We start from the raw sequence: 20,126 nt of genomic DNA, 5'->3' as shown, positions 1-20,126 counted from the left end.
CGCGGACCCGGCGACACGACTCATCCGGCCATTCTCGCCCCTGCTGCCGCCGCCGGGAGCGGCACCCTGGTGATGAGGTCGGTCACGCCGAGGTGCCTGGACGGCGTATTTCCGGCCGCCGATCGGGAAGATGACATCCGGCGTGGAGGTTGACGCAGGAGCGCCGGTCGCGCGCGTCGGCATCAACCGTGGCAAAGGGAGCGGACGTGGCAGAAATGCACACCGGTGTCGGACGTCAGCGAGGTGCCCTGCCGTGGCCCCGCCCCCGGCGGATCGCGACGCTCTCGGTGCACACCTCACCCCTGCACCAGCCGGGCACCGGCGACGCGGGCGGCATGAACGTCTACATCCTGGAGGTCGCCCGGCGGCTCGCCGAGGCGGACGTGGCGGTGGAGATCTTCACCCGCGCCACCTCCGGTGACCTGCCCCCGGTGGTGGAGGTCGCCCCCGGTGTGCAGGTACGGCACGTGATGGCCGGTCCGCTCGAAGGACTGACCAAGGAGGAACTGCCCGGCCAACTCTGCGCCTTCACCGCCGGAGTGCTGCGCGCCGAGGCGGCCCGCCCACCGGGTCACTACGACCTGATCCACTCCCACTACTGGCTCTCCGGCCAGGTGGGATGGCTGGCCAAGGAGCGTTGGGGCGTACCGCTGGTGCACACCGCGCACACCCTGGCCAAGGTGAAGAACGCGCGGCTCGCCGCCGGGGACCGGCCGGAACCCAAGGCCCGGGTCATCGGCGAGGAACAGGTGGTCGCCGAGTCCGACCGGCTGGTGGCAAACACCGAGGTCGAGGCCCGGGACCTGATCGACCGGTACGACGCCGACCCGACCCGGGTCGCGGTCGTCGAACCCGGCGTGGACCTCGACCGGTTCCGGCCGCTCTCCGGCGACCGGGCGGCCGCCACCGTCGCCGCCCGCACCCGGCTCGGCCTGCCCGTCCGGGGGCACCTGGTCGCCTTCGTCGGTCGGATCCAGCCACTGAAGGCCCCGGACGTGCTGATCCGCGCGATCGCGGCCCTGCGCGACCGGGACCCGGCCCTGGCCGAGGAGGTGGCGGTGGTGATCTGCGGCGGTCCCAGCGGCACCGGACTGGACCGACCCACCGCGTTGATCGAGCTGGCCGCCACGCTCGGTGTCGCCGACCGGGTGCACTTCCTGCCGCCACGCACCGGCACCGACCTGCCCCTGCTCTATCAGGCGGCCGATCTGGTCGCGGTGCCGTCGCACAACGAGAGCTTCGGGCTGGTAGCGCTGGAGGCCCAGGCCTGCGGTACGCCGGTGGTGGCCGCCGCCGTCGGCGGTCTGGTCACCGCCGTACGCGATCAGGTCAGCGGCGTACTGGTCCGTGGGCACGATCCCGTCGACTGGGCGCGCACGCTCGGCCGTCTGCTGCCGGACCGGGCCCGCCGGGCCGAGCTGTCCGTGGCGGCGGCCCGACACGCTCGCGACTTCTCCTGGCACCGCACCGCCGCCAGCCTGCTGACGGTCTACGGCGAGGCGATCGCCGCCCACCGTGCCCGCCTCACCGCCGAACTCACCGCATCCCGTTCCTGGTAGCGCTGCGCGGAACGGCTGCGCGTAGCGGTTCCGTGTAACGGCTGCGCGTAACGGCTGCGTGTAAGGAAGGGCCCCCTACTAACGCCTCGTGCATAGCAGGGGTCCCCTCCTAACACCTCGGCAGCACGGCGTACGGACCGTGCCGGCCGTAGAGTTGATCCGATGAGTGACCTTGGGGCCCTGATCGAGTCGGTCTGCGCCGAGCGGGAGTTGGACTGGGAGTCCACCGGCCCGGGGTCGTACGCGGTGACCCTGCCCGGTACGCACAAGCTCAAGACGATCTGCAACCTGATCGTCGGCGAGCACGCGCTGCGGATCGAGGCGTTCGTGATGCGCCAGCCGGACGAGCGGCGCGAGGAACTGTGGGCCTGGCTGTTGCAGCGCAACGCCCGGATGTACGCGGTGTCGTTCTCCGTCGACGCGGTCGGCGACGTCTACCTGACCGGGCGGGTCAACCCCGCCGGTGTCGACGCCGACGAACTCGACCGACTGCTCGGCGCGGTACTCACCTACGCCGACGAGTCCTTCGACACGATGCTGGAGATCGGCTTCGGCAGTTCGATCCGGCGGGAGTGGGAGTGGCGGGTCAAGCGGGGCGAATCCACCGCGAACCTCGCCGCCTTCGCGCACCTCTTCGAGCCGTCTCCGCAGGCCGAGCCGTCGCCGTAGCCGGGCGACCGCTTTTGCAGGCCGAGCTGTCTCCGCAGGGTGAGACTCTTCGTAGGCCGAGTGATCTCCGCACGCCGAGCCTGGTCCGCACGCCGAGCCTGGTCCGCACGACGAGCCCGTTCTACGCGCCGAGCCTGTTCTACGCGCCGAGCCTGTTCTACGCGCCGAGCCTGCTCTGCGCGACGAGCCGTCGGCGTCGCGGGGCGAGACGTTTCCGCAGCGGGACGAGCCGTTCGGCACGTTCGGGGATTCGGAGCGCTCCTGACGGGTAAGCCGCCGCACCGCGCGGTGCGGCGTTGGGACCCGCCGCGCCGAGACCGAGTGTCGAGGAGCGTGAGCGTCCATGGCTCAGCGAAGCAGCTCGGGTCGCGGCGGGACCGCGACCAGCACCACACGACGGAACAGCAGCACCGCCCGGATGTCGGAGTCGGAGATCTCGCAGATGCGGGCGGAGGACATCCGGGGCCAGTTGCGGCGGTACGGCGTCTCGGGGATCTCCGCGTTGCGCAAGCCCGAACTGGTGAAGACGCTGGCGAAGACCATGCGGTCGGGTGGTGCCGCCCGCCGCAGCAGCGGCCCGGCCGGTCGGGCCAAGGCCACGAAGGCGGCCGGGGCCCGGCAGACCACGTCGGCCCGTACCGCGCCGGGCCGGGCGAAGGCGGCACCCGCGAAGCGGGCCACGTCGGCCCGGAAGGCGACGACCGCCACGGCCCGCAAGGCGACCACCGCCCGCAAGAGCACCACCACCGCCCGCAAGAGCACCGCTGCGGCCCGGAGCGCCACCCCGGCCCGGAAGACCACCACCGTGGCCCGGAAGGCGACCACAGCCCGCGCGACCACCGCCCGCAAGGCGGCCCCGGCCCGCAGGGCGACGGCGGCCCGCAAGACCACGTCGGGTCCGGCCCGGAAGGCGACCACCACCCGGAAGGCAACGACGGCCAGCAGGACCACCTCGGGTCCGGCCCGCAAGACAACCGCCGCCCGGAAGACGACCACCGCCCGCAAGACGACTCCGGCCCGCCAGGCGACGACGGCCCGGAAGGCGACGACGGGTACGGCCCGGAAGACGACCAGCGCCGCCCGCAAGAGCACCACGGCCCGCAAGAGCACGTCCACGGCCCGTACGAGCGCCACGGCCCGCAAGAGCACCACGGCCAGTAAGAGCACGTCGGGGCGGGCCGGGGTCGCGAAGGCTGCGCCGTCGCGGGGCGGTGCGGTGCGTACCGGTAAGTCGACCGCGCGGTCGACCCGGTCGTCGCAGGTCATCGCCTCGCTTCAGGATCAGCCGGAGCGTCCCGGTCGCAGCCTGGTCACCACCAACCACGAGGTGATCCAGCGGTGGGCTCGGGCGCGCGGCGCGAAGCCGGCGACCATCAGCGGCACCGAGCGGGAGGGGCGGGCCGGGGTGCTGACGTTCAACATCCCGGGGTACCGGGAGAGCAGCCGGATCCGCGAGATCACCTGGGAGGAGTGGTTCCACACCTTCGATCTGCGGCGGTTGAACCTGATCTTCCAGGAGCAGATGCGGGACGGTCGGCAGAGCAACTTCTTCCGCACCGAGTCACCCGATCGGGAGGACGGCTGAGGTTTGCGGGAATCGCGGTCGGGTACCCGCTGTTGGCGCCAAGTAGGGGCAAACGTGCTGGTCCGGGGGCCGGAACTGCGCGTTGTGACGGGCGAGACAGCCGTTCGAGTTGAATAGCCCCTGCCGGCCGAACTAACTTTATTGCACCGCGCCACGCTCGGAACCGTTCGGGGGAGCGGCGGATCGATCAGGTCCGTGCACCGAGTGGGGTGTCGGGGGACGGGTGGATCAACACCGTTGGGGGACGGTGCCCCACCTGTTTGGACCGGCGGCGCGAGCGGGCGTCGCTTACGGGGGTGAGTGCCGCCCGCCGCCGCCGGTCGTACGACGCGAGTGCCCGGTACGCCCCGCGTACCGGGCACCACGCGTGTGACGGATACCGCGCAGGCGTCGACGACCAGTTCCCGCCGGTGGGCGCGTTCAGGATGCGGCGGCGACCGAGGTGCCGACGGGTTCCGCCGGAGCCTGCCGCAGCGCGGCCACCCGGCGTTCCCGAGGCGGCCCGGCGAGCAGGTGGCCACCGGCCGCCGCCAGCCCGAGCGCGCCGACGATCAGCCAGTGCCCGTCGCCCCACTGCTGGAGGCTGAACCCGCCGAGCGTCGGCGCCACGAACGACGCCGCCGGGAAGGCCAGGTAGAACACCGACTGGTAGCGGGCTCGCAGGGCCGGCGGCGCCAGATCGGCGTTGATCTGCGCGTTCGGCGGTGCGGCCAGCATGGAGCCGATCGTCCAGACCACGCACGCACCCAGGTAGAAGGCGAGGTCGTCGGCGAGCGCCAGCGCACCGAAGCCGACCGCCAGCAGTGCCGTGGAGACGGCCAGGACGGTGCCCTTGCGGTGTCGGTCGATGAGCCGGGGTACGAAGAGCTGCCCCAACACGATCAGCACCCCGCCGAGGGCCACCACCGTGCCGTACGCCGACGGGCCGAGCCCGTCCGCGCGCATCGCCAGCGGCATGATCGTCGACGCCTGCATGGTCAGTACGGCCAGCACGAAGGTCAGCCCGACGAAGACCAGGAAGTGCCGGTCGGTGAGCGCGGTGTGCAGGCCGGGGCGACGCTGTCGGCGCCGGACGGATGTCAGCGGCTGTGGTGGCGTACCCGCTGCGGTTGTCGACCTGGCGGGCAACGTCTCCGGGACCTTCCACGCGATCAGCAACGCGGTGGCCAGCGTGGCGGCGGCGTCCACCAGGAAGAGCGCGACGTAGCTCGCCTCGGCCAGCAGTCCGGCGAGCAGCGAGGCCACCGCCATGCCCAGGTTGAACGCCCAGAACTGGAGGTTGAAGGCGCGCGAGCGGCGGTGTTCCGGCACCACGTCGACGATCGCCGCGACGAACGCCGGGCTGGGCATCGAGTGCGTGACGCCGACCAGCAGGGCGAGTGCCGCGATCATCGCGAGGTGCTGGCTCAGGGCCAGGGCGACCATCAGCCCGGCGGTGACCAGGTGCGCGAACACCAGGGTCGACCGTCGTCCCCAGCGGTCGGCCAGCACCCCGCCGAGCAGCACCCCGGCCGCCCCGCCGGCGCCGTACGCCCCGACGACCACCCCGGCCAGCGACTCGCTGGCCCCTCGGGCGGCGGTCAGGTAGAGCGACAGGAACAGCATCGCGAACGCGCCGGCCCGGTTGATCAGCAGCCCGGCCCAGAGGTACCAGAAGGTGGCGGGCAGTCCCCCGGCGGTGTCGGCGAGCCAGCGGCGCGACCCGGTGGGCGTACCGCCGTCGTGCTGGTCTGCGGCCCGCACCCCGACCTCCTCGATCTGTTCGGACACCTAACAGATCTTGCCCGAGCGGGTCGGCGGGGCGGCGCGAGGGGCGGACTCAGCTCTTGCCGGTCGCCACCGGCTCGGCCGCCTGGGGTGCCGCCGGCTGCGGTGCGGTCGACTGGAGGGTCACCACGGGGGCGGCACCGGCGGTACGCAGCGCCAGCGCACGCCGCTCCCGGGCCGGCCCGGAGACCAGGTGACCGACGGCCATCACGGCGCCGATGGCGGCACAGCCCAGCCAGAGCGTGGCGTTGCCGGCCTGCTCCCGCACCAGGCCGCCGAGGATCGGCGCGGCCGCTCCGGCGAGCTGCCAGGAGAGCGAGAAGACGCCCTGGTAGCGACCGCGCAGTTCGCCGGGGGAGAGTTCGGCGATGAGGGTGGCGTTGGAGGGGGAGTTGAGCATCTCGCCCAGCGTCCAGATCAGCACGGTGAGCCCGAAGAACCAGGCCACGTCGGCGAAGGCGGTCAGTCCGAAGCCGACGCCCATCACCACCGCCGCCAGGGCGAGCACGTGCGAGCGGTTGCGGCCCCGGATGAGCCTGGGTACGAAGAGCTGGCCGGCGACGATGAGGACCCCGTTGAGCGCGATCACCGAGCCGTACGTGGCCGGGCTCAGGCCGGAGTCGGCCATCGCGATCGGCAGCATCGAGATGTGTTGGAGGAAGACCAGCGCACCGAGCAGGTTCAGGGCCACGAAGCCCAGGTACACCCGGTCGGTGAGGATGGTGCGCAGTGCGCCGGTGCGCTTGCCGTCGCGGGGCATGCCCACGGTGACGGTACGGGTCTCCCGTACCCGAATGAAGATGATCAGTGCGGTGACCAGCGTGGTCGACGCGTTGACCACGAACAGCAGCAGGTAACCGGCCTGGGCGGCGAAGCCGGCCAGCACCGCCGCGCAGGCGAAGCCGAGGTTGATCGCCCAGTAGTTGAGCGAGAACGCGCGCAGCCGGTCCCGTTCCGGCACCACGTCGATCATCATCGCGCCGAACGCCGGCCGGGCCGCCTCGGCGAAGAGGCCGAGCAGCAGCGCGCCCGCCGCGATGGTCCACAGGTCCCGCGCGAAGCCGAGGGCGAGCATCATGGTCGCCGCCCCGAGGTGGGCGGTGAGCAGGGTGGGTCGCCGTCCCCAGCGGTCGGTGAGCGTACCGCCGGCGGTGGTGCCGACCGCGCCGCCGACGCCCCACGCGCCGATCACCAGGCCCGCCTGGGAGGCCGAGAAGCCGCGTTCCTGGGTGAGGTAGATGGCGAGGAAGACGAGGACGAACGAGCCGAGGCGATTGATCAGCGTCCCGGTCCAGAGATACCAGAACGTCTTCGGTAGCCCGCCTGTGGTGTCCCGGAACCAGCCCCGTATCGCGCGCACCTCGGCGCACCCCCGTTTCGGTAATGACCAATAATCGAGATGATCCCTTACAACTTAGATGTCGGCCGGAAGCCCGGTCACCCCGTTTTCCACGTGGTGGTCGTCACCCCCCTTCCCGCGCGTCCACTCGCGGGTTGCGGCAGGATGATCCGCATGACAGCTAGCGAGGGACCCACCGTCGGGACGCTGGTCCTGCTGCGGCACGGCGAAAGCGACTGGAACGCCAAGAACCTCTTCACCGGCTGGGTCGACGTGGACCTGACCGAGAAGGGGGAGAACGAGGCGCGCCGCGGCGGCGAGCTGCTGCGCGAGCACGACCTGCTCCCCGACGTGGTGCACACGAGCGTGATGCGCCGCGCCATCCGCACCGCCGAACTGGCGTTGAACGCCGCCGACCGGCACTGGATCGCGGTGCGCCGGTCGTGGCGGCTCAACGAGCGGCACTACGGCGCCCTGCAGGGCAAGGACAAGAAGCAGACCCTGAACGAGTACGGCGAGGAGCAGTTCATGCTCTGGCGCCGCTCGTACGACACCCCGCCGCCGCCGATCGCGGACGACGACGAGTGGTCGCAGGTCGGCGACCCCCGGTACGCGCTGCTGCCGACCGAGCTGATGCCGCGCACCGAGTGCCTCAAGGACGTCGTCGAGCGGATGCTGCCGTACTGGTACGACTCGATCGTGCCGGACATCCTGGCCGGCCGTACCGTGCTGGTGGCGGCGCACGGCAACTCGCTGCGGGCGCTGGTGAAGCACCTGGACCAGATCAGCGACGAGGCGATCGCCAAGCTGAACATCCCGACCGGGATCCCGCTGCGCTACGACCTGGACCCGCAGTTGCGTCCGCAGACGCTGGGCGGCACCTACCTCGACCCGGAGGCCGCCAAGGCCGCCGCCGCCGCGGTGGCCAACCAGGGTCGCTGATCGCACCCTGCCCGTCGGGCCCGAACGTTAGGAAGGGTCCCCTGCTATGCACGAGGCGTTAGCAGGGGACCCTTCCTTCGGTCTCAGGCGGGGGTGACGGGCTCGCCGGTGATCAGGTAGACGACGTGCTCGCCGCTGTTCACCGCGTGGTCGGCGAACCGCTCGTAGAAGCGCCCGAGCAGGGTGGCGTCGATGGCCGTCTCCACGCCGTACGGCCAGTCCTCGCCGAGCAGCACCCCGAACAGCCCCTTGTGCAGCTCGTCCATCGCGTCGTCGTCGCCGTCCAGCTCGGCGGCGACGGTGGCGTCCGGACGCGCCAGCACGGAGGCGATCTTCTCGGCCATCCGGTCGGCGATGCCGGCCATGTCGGTGAAGACCGGCCGCAGCTCCGCCGGCACGGCCGGCGACGGGTGCCGGCGCAGCGCGGTCTTGGCGACGTGGTCGGCCAGGTCGCCCATCCGTTCCAGGTCGGCGGCGACGTGCAGCGCGGTGATCATGGCGCGCAGGTCGGAGGCGACCGGTGCCTGGCGGGCCAGCAGGTCACAGACCCGCTCCTCCACCTGCCGGTAGAGCGCGTCGATCCCGGCGTCGCCCGCGATCACCGATTCGGCCGCCTGCCGGTCGGCGGTGAGCAGGGCCCGGGTCGCCTGGCGCAGCGCCGCCCGTACCCCCTCGGCCATCTCCACCAGCATCTGGCTGACCGTGTCGAGATCGGCCCGGAACTCGTCGCGCATACTCACGTCCTGTCGGTCGGCGCCGGCACGTGCCGGCGAGGGTTCGTGCAGGTACGCCGCCCAAGCTAGGAGCACCGGGAGGACCCCAGGTGAACGCCGATGAACTGAGCCGGACGCGCAGGTGAACTTTCCCGGAAGTGAGAGTGCTTCGTCCCGTTCCGTACGGTAGCCGGGTTAACAATGACCCTACGATCGCCGGGTGACGTGGGCGGTGACGGTGGGAGTGGCCTCGGCCCTGGTGGTCGGCGTGGTCGCCGGGCTGTCGCTGTCCCGGTTCGTCCCGGCGGCGCGCCGGTCGGCGGGCTCCGCCGGACGTGGGTGGGCCGGTCTCCGGCTCGGTAGGGGGAGGCACACGATCGCCGACGAGGTGCAGGTCGGGCTCGGCCGCCGCGCGATCGACTCGCTGCGCGCCGGAGTGGTGGTGCTCGACCCCGAGGACGTACCCGTACTCGTCAATCCGGCGGCCCGGGCGCTGGGCCTGCTGCGTACCGGTGGCCGCCCGGGCTCGATCATCGCCCACCCGCTGGTCCGTACGCTGGCCGGGCAGGTACGCCGCACCGGCGTCCGCCGCGAGATCGAGCTGGACCTGCCCCGGGGCCGCGACAACGTCGGGGACAACCCGCTCGGCGTGCACCTGCGGGCGATGGGCCTGGGCGGCGGCTACATCGCCGTGGAGGCGACCGACGTGACCGAGTCGCACCGGCTGGCCCGGGTGCGGCGCGACTTCGTGGCCAACGTCAGCCACGAGCTGAAGACCCCGATCGGCGCGCTGCAACTGCTCGCCGAGGCGCTGCTCGACGCCACCGAACCACCCGACGGGGACCGGCCGGACCTCTCCGAGGACATGGTGGCGGCCCGGCGGTTCGCCGAGCGGATCCAGCACGAGTCGACCCGGTTGGGGCGGCTGGTGCAGGAACTGCTGGAGCTGACCCGGCTCCAGGGCGCCGAGCCGCAGCCGGCGCCGGAGCCGGTCGCGCTCGACTGGGTCATCTCCGAGGTGGTGGACCGGACCCGGACCACGGCCGCCGCCCGCCGGATCCAGGTGACGGCCGACTCCGGCCGGGGACTGACCGTGTACGGCAGCGACAGCCAACTGGCCACGGCGGTGGCGAACCTGGTGGAGAACGCCGTGAACTACTCGGGCGAGGACACCACGGTACGGATCTCCACGCGGGCCACCGACGACCACGTGGAGATCGCCGTGGCGGACCAGGGCATCGGGATCGCGCCCACCGACGTGGACCGGATCTTCGAGCGGTTCTACCGGGCCGACCAGGCCCGGTCCCGCTCCACCGGCGGCACCGGCCTGGGGCTGGCCATCGTCAAACACATCGCGAGCAACCATGGCGGCCGGGTGGACGTGACGAGCACTCTTGGTGGTGGGTCGACGTTCACCCTCCGGCTGCCGGCCCGACCGCCGGACGATCTGCTGGCGTCACTGCCGGTTGCTGGGATCGAGGCCGGTCCGGCCGACCTCCGGCAGGTCTGACCACACATGGATCAGGCCGGGCTCCCCGCCCGGCCCGACCCGGATCGAAAGGAAACACCGTTGAGCCGCGTACTGGTGGTCGAGGACGAGGAGTCCTTCTCCGACGCCCTGTCGTACATGCTCCGCAAGGAGGGGTTCGAGGTCTCCGTGGCCGCCACGGGCACGTCGGCGCTGACCGAGTTCGACCGGACCGGGGCCGACATCGTCCTGCTCGACCTGATGCTGCCGGAGATGTCCGGGACCGAGGTCTGCCGGCAACTCCGGCAGCGGTCGCACGTGCCGATCATCATGGTCACCGCGCGGGACAGCGAGATCGACAAGGTGGTCGGCCTGGAGATCGGTGCCGACGACTACGTCACCAAGCCGTACTCGCCCCGTGAGCTGGTCGCCCGGATCCGGGCCGTGCTGCGCCGACAGACCCCCGAGACGACCGAGTCGGGCCTGCCGACGCTGGCCGCCGGCCCGGTCCGGATGGACATCGAACGGCACGTGGTGACCGTCGACGGCGGCGCGGTGCAGTTGCCGCTCAAGGAGTTCGAGCTGCTCGAACTGCTGCTGCGCAACGCCGGCCGGGTGCTCACCCGGGGACAGTTGATCGACCGCGTCTGGGGCGCCGACTACGTGGGCGACACCAAGACGCTCGACGTACACGTGAAGCGCCTGCGCTCCAAGATCGAGCCGGAGCCGTCCACCCCGCGCCACATCGTGACGGTGCGCGGCCTGGGCTACAAGTTCGAGCCGTGATCCGCCGGCCGGCGACCGGCCGTCAGGCCGGGTCGGCCGGGTGCGGTGCGACCAGGCCCTGCCGGATCCGCGCCGCGCACAGCTCGGCCAACCGGGCGTACGCGGCGGCGCCGACCAGGGCGGTCAGCTCCGGCCCGTAGGAGAGGTACATCGGCTCGCTGCCGACGTGGGCGTCGGTGGAGGACGTGCACCACCAGTCGAGGTCGTGCCCGCCCGCGCCCCAGCCCCGCCGGTCGAACTCGGCCAGCGTGGAGACCAGCACCTTGGTGTTGTCCGGCCGCTTCACCCACTCCTGGTCCCGGCGGACCGGCAACTGCCAGCAGACGTCCGGCTTGTACTCCAGCGGGTGCACCCCGTCGCGCAGCGCCTGGGCGTGCAGCGCGCATCCGCCGCCGCCGGGGAAGTCGGCGTCGTTGAGGAAGACGCACGGCGCGTCCGGCCCCTGGGTGGCGGTACGCCGCGCCGGGTTCTTGCCGTCCACGGTGTCGTTCTCGGTCCAGTTCTTGGTGCCGCGCCGGTAGTGCTGCCAGGTCTGCGGGGTCAGCCGCTTCACCGCGCCGCGTACCCGCTTCTCGTCGTCGGTGTCGGTGAAGAACGCGCCGTGCGAGCAGCAGCCGTCGGCGGAGCGGCCGGCGATGATGCCGTGGCAGCCCTGGCCGAAGACGCAGGCCCACCGGGACAGCAGCCAGGTGAGGTCGGCCCGGATCAGGTGCCGCTCGTCGGCCGGGTCGACGAACTCGATCCACTCCCGAGGGAAGTCCAGCGGGACCTCACGGCTGCGGGGGTCCGTCGGGTCGTCCACCAGCACGCGGAGTTCGATCTGCCCAGTCACTCGGCCCAGCGTACGCGTGGTGTACGGGGATGGCCGGTGAGTGACGCGATCCGATCTCCCCTAGTGTTTCCCCATGCGACTGGGTGTCCTCGATGTCGGTTCGAACACGGTGCATCTGCTGGTGGTGGACGCCCATCGCGGCGCGCACCCGTGGCCGGCGCACTCGGAGAAGGCGGTGCTGCGGCTCGCCGAGCAGATCGGCCCGGACGGCGCGCTCCGGGACACGGGTGCGGACGCCCTGGTCGAGGCCGTCGGGGCGGCCCGCGCCTCGGCCGCCGCGCTGGGCGTGGACGAGTTGCTCGCCTTCGCCACCTCGGCGGTACGCGAGGCCACCAACGCCGCCGAGGTGCTGGCCCGGGTCCGGGACGCCACCGGCGTACGCCTGGAGGTCCTGCCCGGCGCGGACGAGGCGCGGATGACGTTCCTCGCGGTGCGGCGGTGGTTCGGCTGGTCCGCCGGTCGGCTGCTGGTGCTGGACATCGGCGGCGGCTCCCTGGAGATCGCGGCCGGTATCGACGAGGACCCGGATCTGGCGGTCTCGCTGCCGCTGGGTGCCGGCCGGCTGACCCGGGACCGGCTCGGCGTGGACCCGTGCAGTGACCGCCCGCCCGCGCCGGAGACCGTGGACGAGCTGCGCGAGTACGTCGACGGTCTGCTGGAGCCGGTGGCCGAGCGGATGACCGGGGTGGGCTGGGACCGTTCGGTGGCCACCTCCAAGACGTTCCGCACCCTGGCCCGGCTCGCCGGTGCCGCGCCCAGCGGCGCCGGGCTCTGGGCGAAGCGTCGGCTGACCCGGTCCGGGCTGCGGCAGGTGCTCGGCTTCATCCGGCACATCCCACCGGCCCAGCTCGTCGAGTTGGAGGGGGTGAGCGCCGGCCGGTCGCACCAGCTCCTGGCCGGTGCCGTGGTGGCCGAGGCGGTCATGCGCCGGCTCGGGGTCGACTCGCTGGACATCTGCCCCTGGGCGCTGCGGGAGGGTGTGATCCTGGACCGGCTGGATCGGCTCACGCCGGTGTGAGACCGGACTGCGACCCGATGTGACACCAGGTGTCCGTAGAATCCGATTCACGGATTAACATCGGATTAGTGCAATGGGCTGGGGGCTACCCTCGGTGGTGTGACTTCCCGCGTCCCGGTGCTCCTGTCCAGTTCCTCGGTCTTCCCTGAGCGGACCGCGGCGGCGTTCCAGCTCGCCGCGGAGCTCGGCTACGACGGGATCGAGGTGATGGTCTGGACCGACGCCGTCAGCCAGGACGCCGGCGCGCTGCGCGGGCTGGCCGACCACTACGGCGTACCGGTCCTCAGCGTGCACGCCCCCTGCCTGCTGGTGACCCAGCGGGTGTGGAGCACCGACCCGTGGGAGCGGCTGCGGCGGGCGGCGGTGCTGGCCGAGACGCTCCACGCGCCGACCGTGGTGGTGCACCCGCCGTTCACCTGGCAGCGGGACTACGCCCGCACCTTCGCCGAAGGGCTGGACACGGTGGCCGACGAGTTCGGCGGGCTGCGCTTCGCGGTGGAGAACATGTACCCGGTGCGGATGGCCGGGCGGCAGTTCGTGCCGTACGCGCCGGGCTGGGACCCGACCGAGACGGGCTACCGGTCGTACACGCTCGACCTGTCGCACTGCGCCGCCTCGCACACCGACGCGCTGGAGATGGCCGACCGGATGGGCGCCGGGCTGGCGCACGTGCACCTCGGTGACGGCACCGGTGAGGGACGCGACGAGCACCTGGTGCCCGGGCGCGGCACGCAGCCCTGCGCCGAACTGCTGCGTTCGCTGGCCGGGCGGGGTTTCACCGGCTCGGTGGCGGTCGAGGTGACCACCCGGGGCGCGAAGAGTCGTCAGGTGCGCGAGGCGGACCTGCGGGAGGCGCTGGCCTTCGCCCGCCAGCACCTGAACACGCCGTCCCCGGTCGAGGCGGCCTGACCTCGGTCGCGTCCGGCGCGGCAGCCTGACCTCAGCAGCTCGGCTGACGCGGCGGTCTGACTGCGGCCGGTCGGCCGGCGCGGCGGTCTGGCCTCGGCCGGTCGGCCGCAGGGTCGGTCAGGACACCGAGGTCAACGGGTCGCTCTGGGCCGGCACGGCAGCCCGCTTGCGGGCGCGGTGGGCGGCCACGTGCGAGCGGGTGGCGCAGCGTTCCGAGCAGAACCGGCGGCAGCAGTTCGACGAGGTGTCCAGGTAGACGTTGCCGCAGCGGTCGTCGGCGCAGACCCCGAACCGGGCGCTGCCGTACTCGCAGAGCCAGACCGACAGCCCCCAGACCGCGCCGGCCAGGTACTCCGAGCTGACCGAGGCTCCTCGGCCGGTCGCGTGCATGTGCCAGTCGCTGGAGTCGTGCCCCGAGATGCGCGGCTGCACCGGGTGGACCTCCAGCAGCGAGTTCAGCTCGGCGACCGCCTCGCCGTCCCGCCCGGTGGTGCCGTACTCGAAGACGTCCCGCAACCGCTTCTGTGCGCGCCGGAAGGTGGCCAGATCCCGCTCCGCGACCTCGTCGCGCATCCACTCGTGGTCGTCGCAGAAGATGGCCCGCAGGTCGTCGAGGTCGTCCAGGCGGGCGTTGACGAGGTCAACTCCGGTCCGGGCGTACGCGTCGAAGTTCACACTCCAACGGTAGACGACTCATCCCGGACGTGGCGCGTCGATGTAGTGCGGGAGAAATCTGGCGTAACCGTCGGTGATCAGACTGGCGCTCTCCCGTAGCCCCGCCCCGGCCGATTCGCCGTCCACCACCCACGCGCCCAGGACCAGGTGACTTCCGTTGAATTCGGGCAGTGCGCGGAACTCCTGATAGCAGAATCCCTCACTGCCGTAGTCGCCCGGATTCGTGATCTCCTCACTTTCCGTGACGATCCGTACGGCTGCGCCCTCCCGGCCGAGCAGCGGCTTGGCGACGTACTCGGTCATACCGCGCGGCGAGTCCAGGTATGCCGGCAGTAGCAGTTCGTGCCCCGGGTACAGCTCCCAGAGCACGGCCAGCAGCGCCTTGTTGGACAGCAGCAGCTTCCAGGCCGGCTCGATCCAGGTGGTCGGCGTACCCGGGTCCAGCGCCAGCGGCCCGTACGGCTCGGCCAGCATCCACTCCCACGGATAGAGCTTGAAACAGGTGGTGACCGGCTGCCCGGCGGTGTCGACGAAGCGGCGGCCGTCCCAGCCGATCTCCTGGATCGGCAGCAGCTCCACGTCCAGCCCGGCCTGGCGGGCCGTCTCGGCCAGGTAGCCGGCGGTCATGTGGTCCTCGCCGCTCTCCTCCTCGTTCGACCAGACCACGTGCACCCGGCGGTCGTGCAGGCCGGTGCCGATCTTCGCCCAGGCGCCCACCAGCCGCTCGTGCAGGCTGTTCCACTGGTCCAGCTCCGGGCGGGTGTGCTCCAGCCAGTACCACTGGATGATGCTCGCCTCGACCAGCGCGGTCGGGGTGTCCGCGTTGTACTCCAGCAGCTTCGGCGGCCAACTGCCGTCGTACCAGAGGTCGAACCGGCCGTAGAGGGTCGGCGGTGTCTCCCGCAGCGACCGGGCCACCGCCTCGACCGCCCACTGCGGGATGCCGAACTCGGCGTACCGGTTGCGGGCCACCACGTGTTCGGCGGCGGCGACCGACATCCGGTGCAGCTCCTCGGTGGCCTCCTCCAGCCGCAGCACCTCGTCCAGCCCGAAGGCGTACGCGGCGGTCTCGTCCCAGTACGACATCACCCCGCCGTCGGGCAGCTCGGTGTCGACGTACACCAGCCCCTGCGCGCGGATGGTCGCGTCCCAGTCGGGCCGCGGGGTGACCTGCTCCCGGCGCACGCTCAGCCGCCGCAGGAGGCGAGATGGGTGCCGAAGCCGCCACGATCGGGTACGGACGCGGCGACCTGCTCCGGGGCGCCCTGCGTCGTGGCCGTGGCGGCCGACGGTGTCGGGGTGTGCAGGGCCAGGGCGACTGTCTCACCGCCTCCGGACGGGCCCATGGCGCAGTCGTCATCGTCGTCGTCGGAGGACATGTTGCAGCCGGAGAGGGCGAGCGCGAGGGCGGTGAGTGCGCCGAGCTGCACGGAGGCCGACCGGAGCCGGCGGCGGGGGCGGTTTTCCACGTTCATCGTTGTAACCGATGCACGCCACGCCCGTCGCCCGGGGTCCGGTGCGCGGATCGTGCGCGCGGGCTGGGTGTGCGGGCTGGGTGTGCGGGCTGGGTGTAAGGAAGGGCCCCCTGTTAACGCCTCAGGTATAGAAGGGTTCCCCTCTCACTCCTGAGTGTTAATAAGGGGCCCTTCCTTCACCTCGGGCGGGGCGCGCTGGGGGGTGGCTCGGGCGTTACGCTCGGCTCATGCTCCGTTCCGTCATCCTCGCCGCCTCCCGGTCAACCCGGGTCGAGCGGCTCGTCGCGACGGCCCCGTTCTCCCGGGACGTCGTGCGCCGGTTCGTCGCCGGCGCCGGGACCGACGACGCGCTGCGCGTGACCCGCGCACTCGTCGGCGACGGTCTCGCGGTCACCCTCGACAACCTCGGTGAGGACACCGTCACCCCCGAGCAGGCCAACGCCACCCGGGACGAATACCTCGCCCTGCTGCGGAGTCTCGCCGAGGCGGGCCTCACCCCGGCCGCCGAGGTGAGCGTCAAACTGTCCGCGCTCGGCCAGACCTTCGACGAGCACCTCGCGTACGACAACGCACGCGCGATCTGCACCGCCGCCGCCGATGCCGGCACCACCGTCACGCTGGACATGGAGGATCACACCACCACCGACTCGACGCTGGACGTCCTGGCCAACCTGCGCAAGGACTTCCCGTCGACCGGGGCGGTGCTCCAGGCGTACCTGCGGCGGACCGAGTCGGACTGCCGTGAGCTGGCCTCGGCCGGGTCGCGGGTACGGCTGTGCAAGGGCGCCTACAAGGAGCCGGAATCGGTGGCGTACCAGTCGTCCCGCGAGGTGGACAAGTCGTACGTCCGGTGCATGAACATCCTGATGTCCGGCGACGGCTACCCGATGCTGGCCACCCATGACCCGCGTCTGATCGCCATCGGCGAGGACCGGGCGCGCTGGTTCGACCGGGGGCCCGACGGCTTCGAGTTCCAGATGCTCTACGGCATCCGGCCGGAGGAGCAGGCCCGCCTGGTCGGCGAGGGCTACACGGTCCGCACCTACGTGCCCTACGGCGACGACTGGTACGGCTACCTGATGCGCCGGCTCGCCGAGCGCCCCGCCAACCTGGCCTTCTTCGCCCGCGCCGTGGCCTCCCGGAAGTAACCCGGCCGCCCGGAGTCAGCCCGGCCGCCCAGAACCAGCCCGGCCGCCCGGCATGCAGCCCGGCCGCCGAGCAGGCAACCGTCCATCGGCCCCGGACCGTCGACCGGCGATCCGGGGCCGTCACCTTGACGAATCCAGCTAATAGGGTTAGCCTTTTGGCTATGACTGTTAGCTATGTCGAGCGTGACGGTGGACGCGTCGCCTACGAGGTGCACGGGCAGGGGCCGCTGGTCGTCCTGTCGCACGGCATGGGGGAGAACCGCCACTCCTACCGCCACCTGGTCCCGCTGCTGGTGTCGGCGGGCTACCGGGTGGCGTCGGTCGACGTCCGGGGGCACGGGGACTCCAGTGTCGGCTGGCCGTCGTACGCCCCGGCGGAGGTCGGCGCCGACCTGCTGGCGGTGGTCCGGGACATCGGTGGTGGCCCGGCCACGCTGGTCGGCAACTCGTCCAGCGGGGCGGCCGTCGTCTTCGCCGCGACCGAGGCACCGGACCTGGTCGAGGGCATCGTGCTGGTCGGCGCGTTCGTCGAGCAGCGCAAGCTCAACCCGTTCATGCGGCTGGCCATCAGCGCGGTGCTGCGTAGTGCCCGCCTGTTCGGGCTGTTCCACCGGACTCTCTTCCCGGTCCACCGGCCCGCCGACGACGCGGCGTACCGCAAGGCGATGGTGGCCGCGCTGCGCCGGCCCGGCCGGATGGCGGCGGTACGCGGCCTGATCGTTCCGGTCGAGCCGTACTGGACCGCCGTCGCGCCCCGGGTGCGGCAGCCGGTGCTGGTGCTGATGGGCACGAAGGACCCGGACTTCGCCGACCCGGCCGCCGAGGCGCGTGCCGCCCGACGACTCTTCCCGGTCGCCGAGGCGCGCATGGTCAGCGAGGCCGGGCACTACCCGCACGCCGACCGGCCCGAGGCGATGGCCGGTGAGCTGACCGAGTTCCTCGCGGTGATCGACCGTGCCTAGGGCCGGGCTCAACCCCCAGGTGGTGGTCCGCGAGGCGGCCCGGCTGGCCGACGAGGTCGGCTATCAGAAGCTCACCCTCGCCGCGCTGGCCGGCCGGCTCGGCGTCGCGCTGCCCAGCCTCTACAAGCACGTCAAGGGCGCCGACGCGCTCGCGCAGCAGCTCTCCGCACTGGCCACCGCCGAGATCGCCGACGAGATGACCACGGCAGCCGCCGGTCGCAGTGGCGAGGACGCGTTGCGGGCCGTCGCCGCCGCCTACCGGTCGTACGCCCGCCGCCATCCCGGCCGCTACCCGGCGACGCAGCGGGTGCCGGACCCGGACGACCCCGCGCACGTGGTCGCCGGCCGACGCGCGGTGGAGGTGGTCTACGCCATCCTGCGTGGGTACGGGATCGAGGGCGAGGCGGCGGTGGACGGGGTCCGGATGTTCCGCGCCGCCGTGCACGGATTCGTGTCGCTGGAGGCGGCCGGCGACTTCGGCCTGCCGCGCGAGGTCGACCGCTCGTTCGACCAGATGGTGACCGCCCTCGGCGTCGCCTACCGGAGTTGGCCCGGGGCCGCCGGGACCGGCCCCGGCTGACGGTCGTCCGTCCGTCGGCCGACGCGCCACTTCCGCGCGGGCAGGTCGACCCGTACTCTGCGCCGGTGACCGACGGGGGAACCACGGCCGGCGACCATCCGACGCCGGCCGACACGACACCGCCTGCGACCGGGGCGGCCGACACAAGCCCGGCGCAGCCGACGCTGGCCGTGACGACGCCGCTTGGGACCGCGCCGGCCGACACAGTGCCGCTCCGAGTAGCGCCGGTCGACGCGACACCGGCGCAGACGACGCCGGCCGACACGAGGCCGCCCGAGACGGCGCCGACGACACCGGTGCAGCTGACGCCAGCGCCGGGTGACGTGACGCCGGCGCAGCTGACGCCGGTCTGGCCGGGGCCGTCGGGGTTCGTGCCGCCCGTGCCGGGCCGGAGCCCGCGCCGCCGATGGCCACTGTGGACGGCACTGGTCGCGGGGGTGCTGGTGCTGGCCTGCGGCGTGCCGGCGGTGCTGCTGGCCGGCGGGCTGCCCGACACCGACCTCGGGAAGCCCGCCACCGCCGCCTCGCCGACCGAGAACCCGACCACGATCGCCGCCCGGCAGGCGGCCGAGCGGATCACGGCGCAGTTGGAGAAGCAGTCGGCCGCGTTGCTCGGTCGCGACCGGGCCGGCTTCCTGGCGATCGCCGCACCCGCCGCGCAGAAGGACCTGCGCCGCCGGTACGCCGCGCTGACCGCGCTCAAGGTCACCCGCTGGGAGGCGCGCCCGGGCGGGCTGCCCACCTCGGCCGGGCGGGCGGGCGAATGGCGGTTGCCGGTCGAGTTCCGGTACTGCTTCGTGCTGCCGGAGTGTACGACCAGCCCGGTGGTGATCGAGACCCGGTGGCGCGACGGCGCGGAGCCCCGACTGCTCGCGTTCTCCAGGTCGAGATCGTCGTTCCCGGTGAACGGCCGGTCCAACGGGCAGCCCGGCAGCCTGCCCTGGGAGGTCAGCGACCTGGTGGTGGCGGTGGGCGAGCGTACGGTCGTGGCCACCACGCCGGCGTACCGCACGCGGCTGCCCGGCCTGCTGCGGCGGGCCGAGGCGGCGGCGACGGTGGCCGACGGGTACGTGGTGACGGGTAACCCGCCCGACCGGTACCGGATCTTCTACGCCGGGCCGAAGGAGTGGAAACGCTGGTACGGCGGTGAGCAGCCGGAGTGGGGCGCCGGGTACGCGATCAACGTCGGCGGCGGCCACTACGAGATCGTGCTCGGCCCGGAGAGCTTCGAGTACGGCCCCTACCTGGACGAGTTGCTGCGGCACGAGCTGGCCCACGCCGCCTCGCTGCCGGAGAAGGACTACGCGGACGAGTCGACGTGGTGGCTGAGCGAGGGGCTGGCCGAGCAGGCGGGCGTCGACGGCCAGCCGGTCGGCCGGTACGAGGGGCTGGACTCGGTCCGCCAACTGGTCGAGGGGGACTGGGACGGGAAGCTGGAGTCCCTGATCCCGGACGCCGACACCCCGCAGGAGCAGGTGAACGGCAGCTACGGCGCCGCGTTCCTGGCGGTCCGCTACTTCGTCGACCGGTTCGGTGAGGAACGGGTGCGCGCCTTCGTGAAGGCCGTGCTGCACGACCTGCGCGTGCCGGCACAGGTCAGCGAGGAGATCTTCGACGAGGAGTGGAGCACCCTGCACAAGGAGTGCGTCGCGTACATCCGCGCCACGGTGCGCTGACCACGGCGGCGCTGCGCAGCTCC

Annotated in this window: 19 protein-coding genes; 12 read left to right on the top strand and 7 right to left on the bottom strand. The window is 72.3% G+C overall.

Features of this window, described 5'->3' with window-relative positions:
* The first annotated feature begins 206 nt into the window (after positions 1–206).
* From mshA to ACWDVW_RS01390, 3 genes are all read left to right on the top strand, one after another.
* A complete protein-coding gene (mshA, locus tag ACWDVW_RS01400; protein WP_449943310.1) occupies positions 207–1,559 on the top strand; it encodes a D-inositol-3-phosphate glycosyltransferase in 1,353 nt (450 codons plus the stop codon).
* A 162-nt stretch (positions 1,560–1,721) separates the two neighbouring features.
* The gene (locus tag ACWDVW_RS01395; protein ID WP_350693060.1) at positions 1,722–2,228 is read left to right on the top strand and encodes a type III secretion system chaperone family protein; all 507 of its coding nucleotides are present in this window, start codon (positions 1,722–1,724) and stop codon (positions 2,226–2,228) included.
* Positions 2,229–3,033: 805 nt separating this feature from the next.
* The gene (locus tag ACWDVW_RS01390; RefSeq protein WP_449943519.1) at positions 3,034–3,813 is read left to right on the top strand and encodes a hypothetical protein; all 780 of its coding nucleotides are present in this window, start codon (positions 3,034–3,036) and stop codon (positions 3,811–3,813) included.
* Positions 3,814–4,233: 420 nt separating this feature from the next.
* Here the strand turns inward: ACWDVW_RS01390 and ACWDVW_RS01385 are convergent, their stop codons facing one another.
* The gene (locus ACWDVW_RS01385; protein ID WP_449943306.1) at positions 4,234–5,583 is read right to left on the bottom strand and encodes an MFS transporter; all 1,350 of its coding nucleotides are present in this window, start codon (positions 5,581–5,583) and stop codon (positions 4,234–4,236) included.
* Positions 5,584–5,632: 49 nt separating this feature from the next.
* Positions 5,633–6,940, bottom strand: a complete 1,308-nt coding sequence (locus ACWDVW_RS01380) for an MDR family MFS transporter (RefSeq protein ID WP_449943303.1) — start codon at positions 6,938–6,940, stop codon at positions 5,633–5,635.
* Positions 6,941–7,093: 153 nt separating this feature from the next.
* Here ACWDVW_RS01380 and ACWDVW_RS01375 point away from each other — a divergent pair, with 153 nt between their 5' ends.
* Complete coding sequence (locus ACWDVW_RS01375; RefSeq protein ID WP_350693055.1) at positions 7,094–7,861, top strand: phosphoglyceromutase; 768 nt, start codon at positions 7,094–7,096, stop codon at positions 7,859–7,861.
* An 83-nt stretch (positions 7,862–7,944) separates the two neighbouring features.
* On the opposite strand, the gene phoU is transcribed toward ACWDVW_RS01375, so the two are convergent.
* Positions 7,945–8,595, bottom strand: coding sequence for a phosphate signaling complex protein PhoU (gene phoU, locus ACWDVW_RS01370; RefSeq protein WP_350693054.1), 651 nt, complete (start codon positions 8,593–8,595; stop codon positions 7,945–7,947).
* A 199-nt stretch (positions 8,596–8,794) separates the two neighbouring features.
* On the opposite strand from phoU, the gene ACWDVW_RS01365 reads away from it, so the two are divergent.
* Both ACWDVW_RS01365 and ACWDVW_RS01360 read left to right on the top strand, forming a co-directional pair.
* Entirely contained in the window at positions 8,795–10,084 is a 1,290-nt protein-coding gene (locus ACWDVW_RS01365) for an ATP-binding protein (protein WP_449943299.1), read from the top strand.
* A gap of 60 nt (positions 10,085–10,144) precedes the next feature.
* Positions 10,145–10,828: a response regulator gene (locus ACWDVW_RS01360; RefSeq protein ID WP_396741878.1), complete on the top strand. Its 684-nt coding sequence runs from the start codon at positions 10,145–10,147 to the stop codon at positions 10,826–10,828.
* Positions 10,829–10,850: 22 nt separating this feature from the next.
* Here ACWDVW_RS01360 and ACWDVW_RS01355 read toward each other — a convergent pair whose 3' ends face one another.
* Positions 10,851–11,660 carry a hypothetical protein gene (locus tag ACWDVW_RS01355; RefSeq protein ID WP_449943296.1) on the bottom strand — a complete coding sequence of 270 codons (810 nt, stop codon included), beginning with the start codon at positions 11,658–11,660 and terminating at the stop codon, positions 10,851–10,853.
* Positions 11,661–11,733: 73 nt separating this feature from the next.
* On the opposite strand from ACWDVW_RS01355, the gene ACWDVW_RS01350 reads away from it, so the two are divergent.
* Both ACWDVW_RS01350 and ACWDVW_RS01345 read left to right on the top strand, forming a co-directional pair.
* The gene (locus tag ACWDVW_RS01350; protein WP_449943293.1) at positions 11,734–12,678 is read left to right on the top strand and encodes a Ppx/GppA phosphatase family protein; all 945 of its coding nucleotides are present in this window, start codon (positions 11,734–11,736) and stop codon (positions 12,676–12,678) included.
* Between the two features lie 99 nt (positions 12,679–12,777).
* Positions 12,778–13,587: a sugar phosphate isomerase/epimerase family protein gene (locus ACWDVW_RS01345; RefSeq protein ID WP_350693046.1), complete on the top strand. Its 810-nt coding sequence runs from the start codon at positions 12,778–12,780 to the stop codon at positions 13,585–13,587.
* Positions 13,588–13,704: 117 nt separating this feature from the next.
* Here ACWDVW_RS01345 and ACWDVW_RS01340 read toward each other — a convergent pair whose 3' ends face one another.
* From ACWDVW_RS01340 to ACWDVW_RS01330, 3 genes are read right to left on the bottom strand one after another with little or no spacing between them, the layout of a single operon-like run.
* On the bottom strand, positions 13,705–14,262 hold the full coding sequence (locus ACWDVW_RS01340; protein WP_350693045.1) for a CGNR zinc finger domain-containing protein: 558 nt from the start codon (positions 14,260–14,262) through the stop codon (positions 13,705–13,707).
* Positions 14,263–14,280: 18 nt separating this feature from the next.
* The gene (locus ACWDVW_RS01335; protein ID WP_449943289.1) at positions 14,281–15,447 is read right to left on the bottom strand and encodes a glutathionylspermidine synthase family protein; all 1,167 of its coding nucleotides are present in this window, start codon (positions 15,445–15,447) and stop codon (positions 14,281–14,283) included.
* A gap of 2 nt (positions 15,448–15,449) precedes the next feature.
* Entirely contained in the window at positions 15,450–15,737 is a 288-nt protein-coding gene (locus tag ACWDVW_RS01330) for a hypothetical protein (RefSeq protein ID WP_449943287.1), read from the bottom strand.
* A gap of 227 nt (positions 15,738–15,964) precedes the next feature.
* Between ACWDVW_RS01330 and ACWDVW_RS01325 the strand changes: the two genes are divergently transcribed.
* From ACWDVW_RS01325 to ACWDVW_RS01310, 4 genes are all read left to right on the top strand, one after another.
* Positions 15,965–16,885 (top strand): proline dehydrogenase family protein, encoded by a 921-nt coding sequence (locus tag ACWDVW_RS01325; RefSeq protein WP_449943284.1) that lies wholly within the window; start codon positions 15,965–15,967, stop codon positions 16,883–16,885.
* Between the two features lie 161 nt (positions 16,886–17,046).
* On the top strand, positions 17,047–17,847 hold the full coding sequence (locus ACWDVW_RS01320) for an alpha/beta fold hydrolase (RefSeq protein WP_449943282.1): 801 nt from the start codon (positions 17,047–17,049) through the stop codon (positions 17,845–17,847).
* Positions 17,840–18,427: a TetR/AcrR family transcriptional regulator gene (locus ACWDVW_RS01315; protein ID WP_449943279.1), complete on the top strand. Its 588-nt coding sequence runs from the start codon at positions 17,840–17,842 to the stop codon at positions 18,425–18,427. Before ACWDVW_RS01320 ends, ACWDVW_RS01315 begins: the two co-directional genes overlap by 8 nt.
* A 296-nt stretch (positions 18,428–18,723) precedes the next feature.
* Positions 18,724–20,103, top strand: coding sequence for a hypothetical protein (locus ACWDVW_RS01310; protein WP_449943277.1), 1,380 nt, complete (start codon positions 18,724–18,726; stop codon positions 20,101–20,103).
* Positions 20,104–20,126: the final 23 nt, after the last annotated feature.

This window comes from Micromonospora sp. NPDC003241, from assembly GCF_053589795.1.
This window is presented reverse-complemented; position numbering and strand designations above follow the sequence as displayed.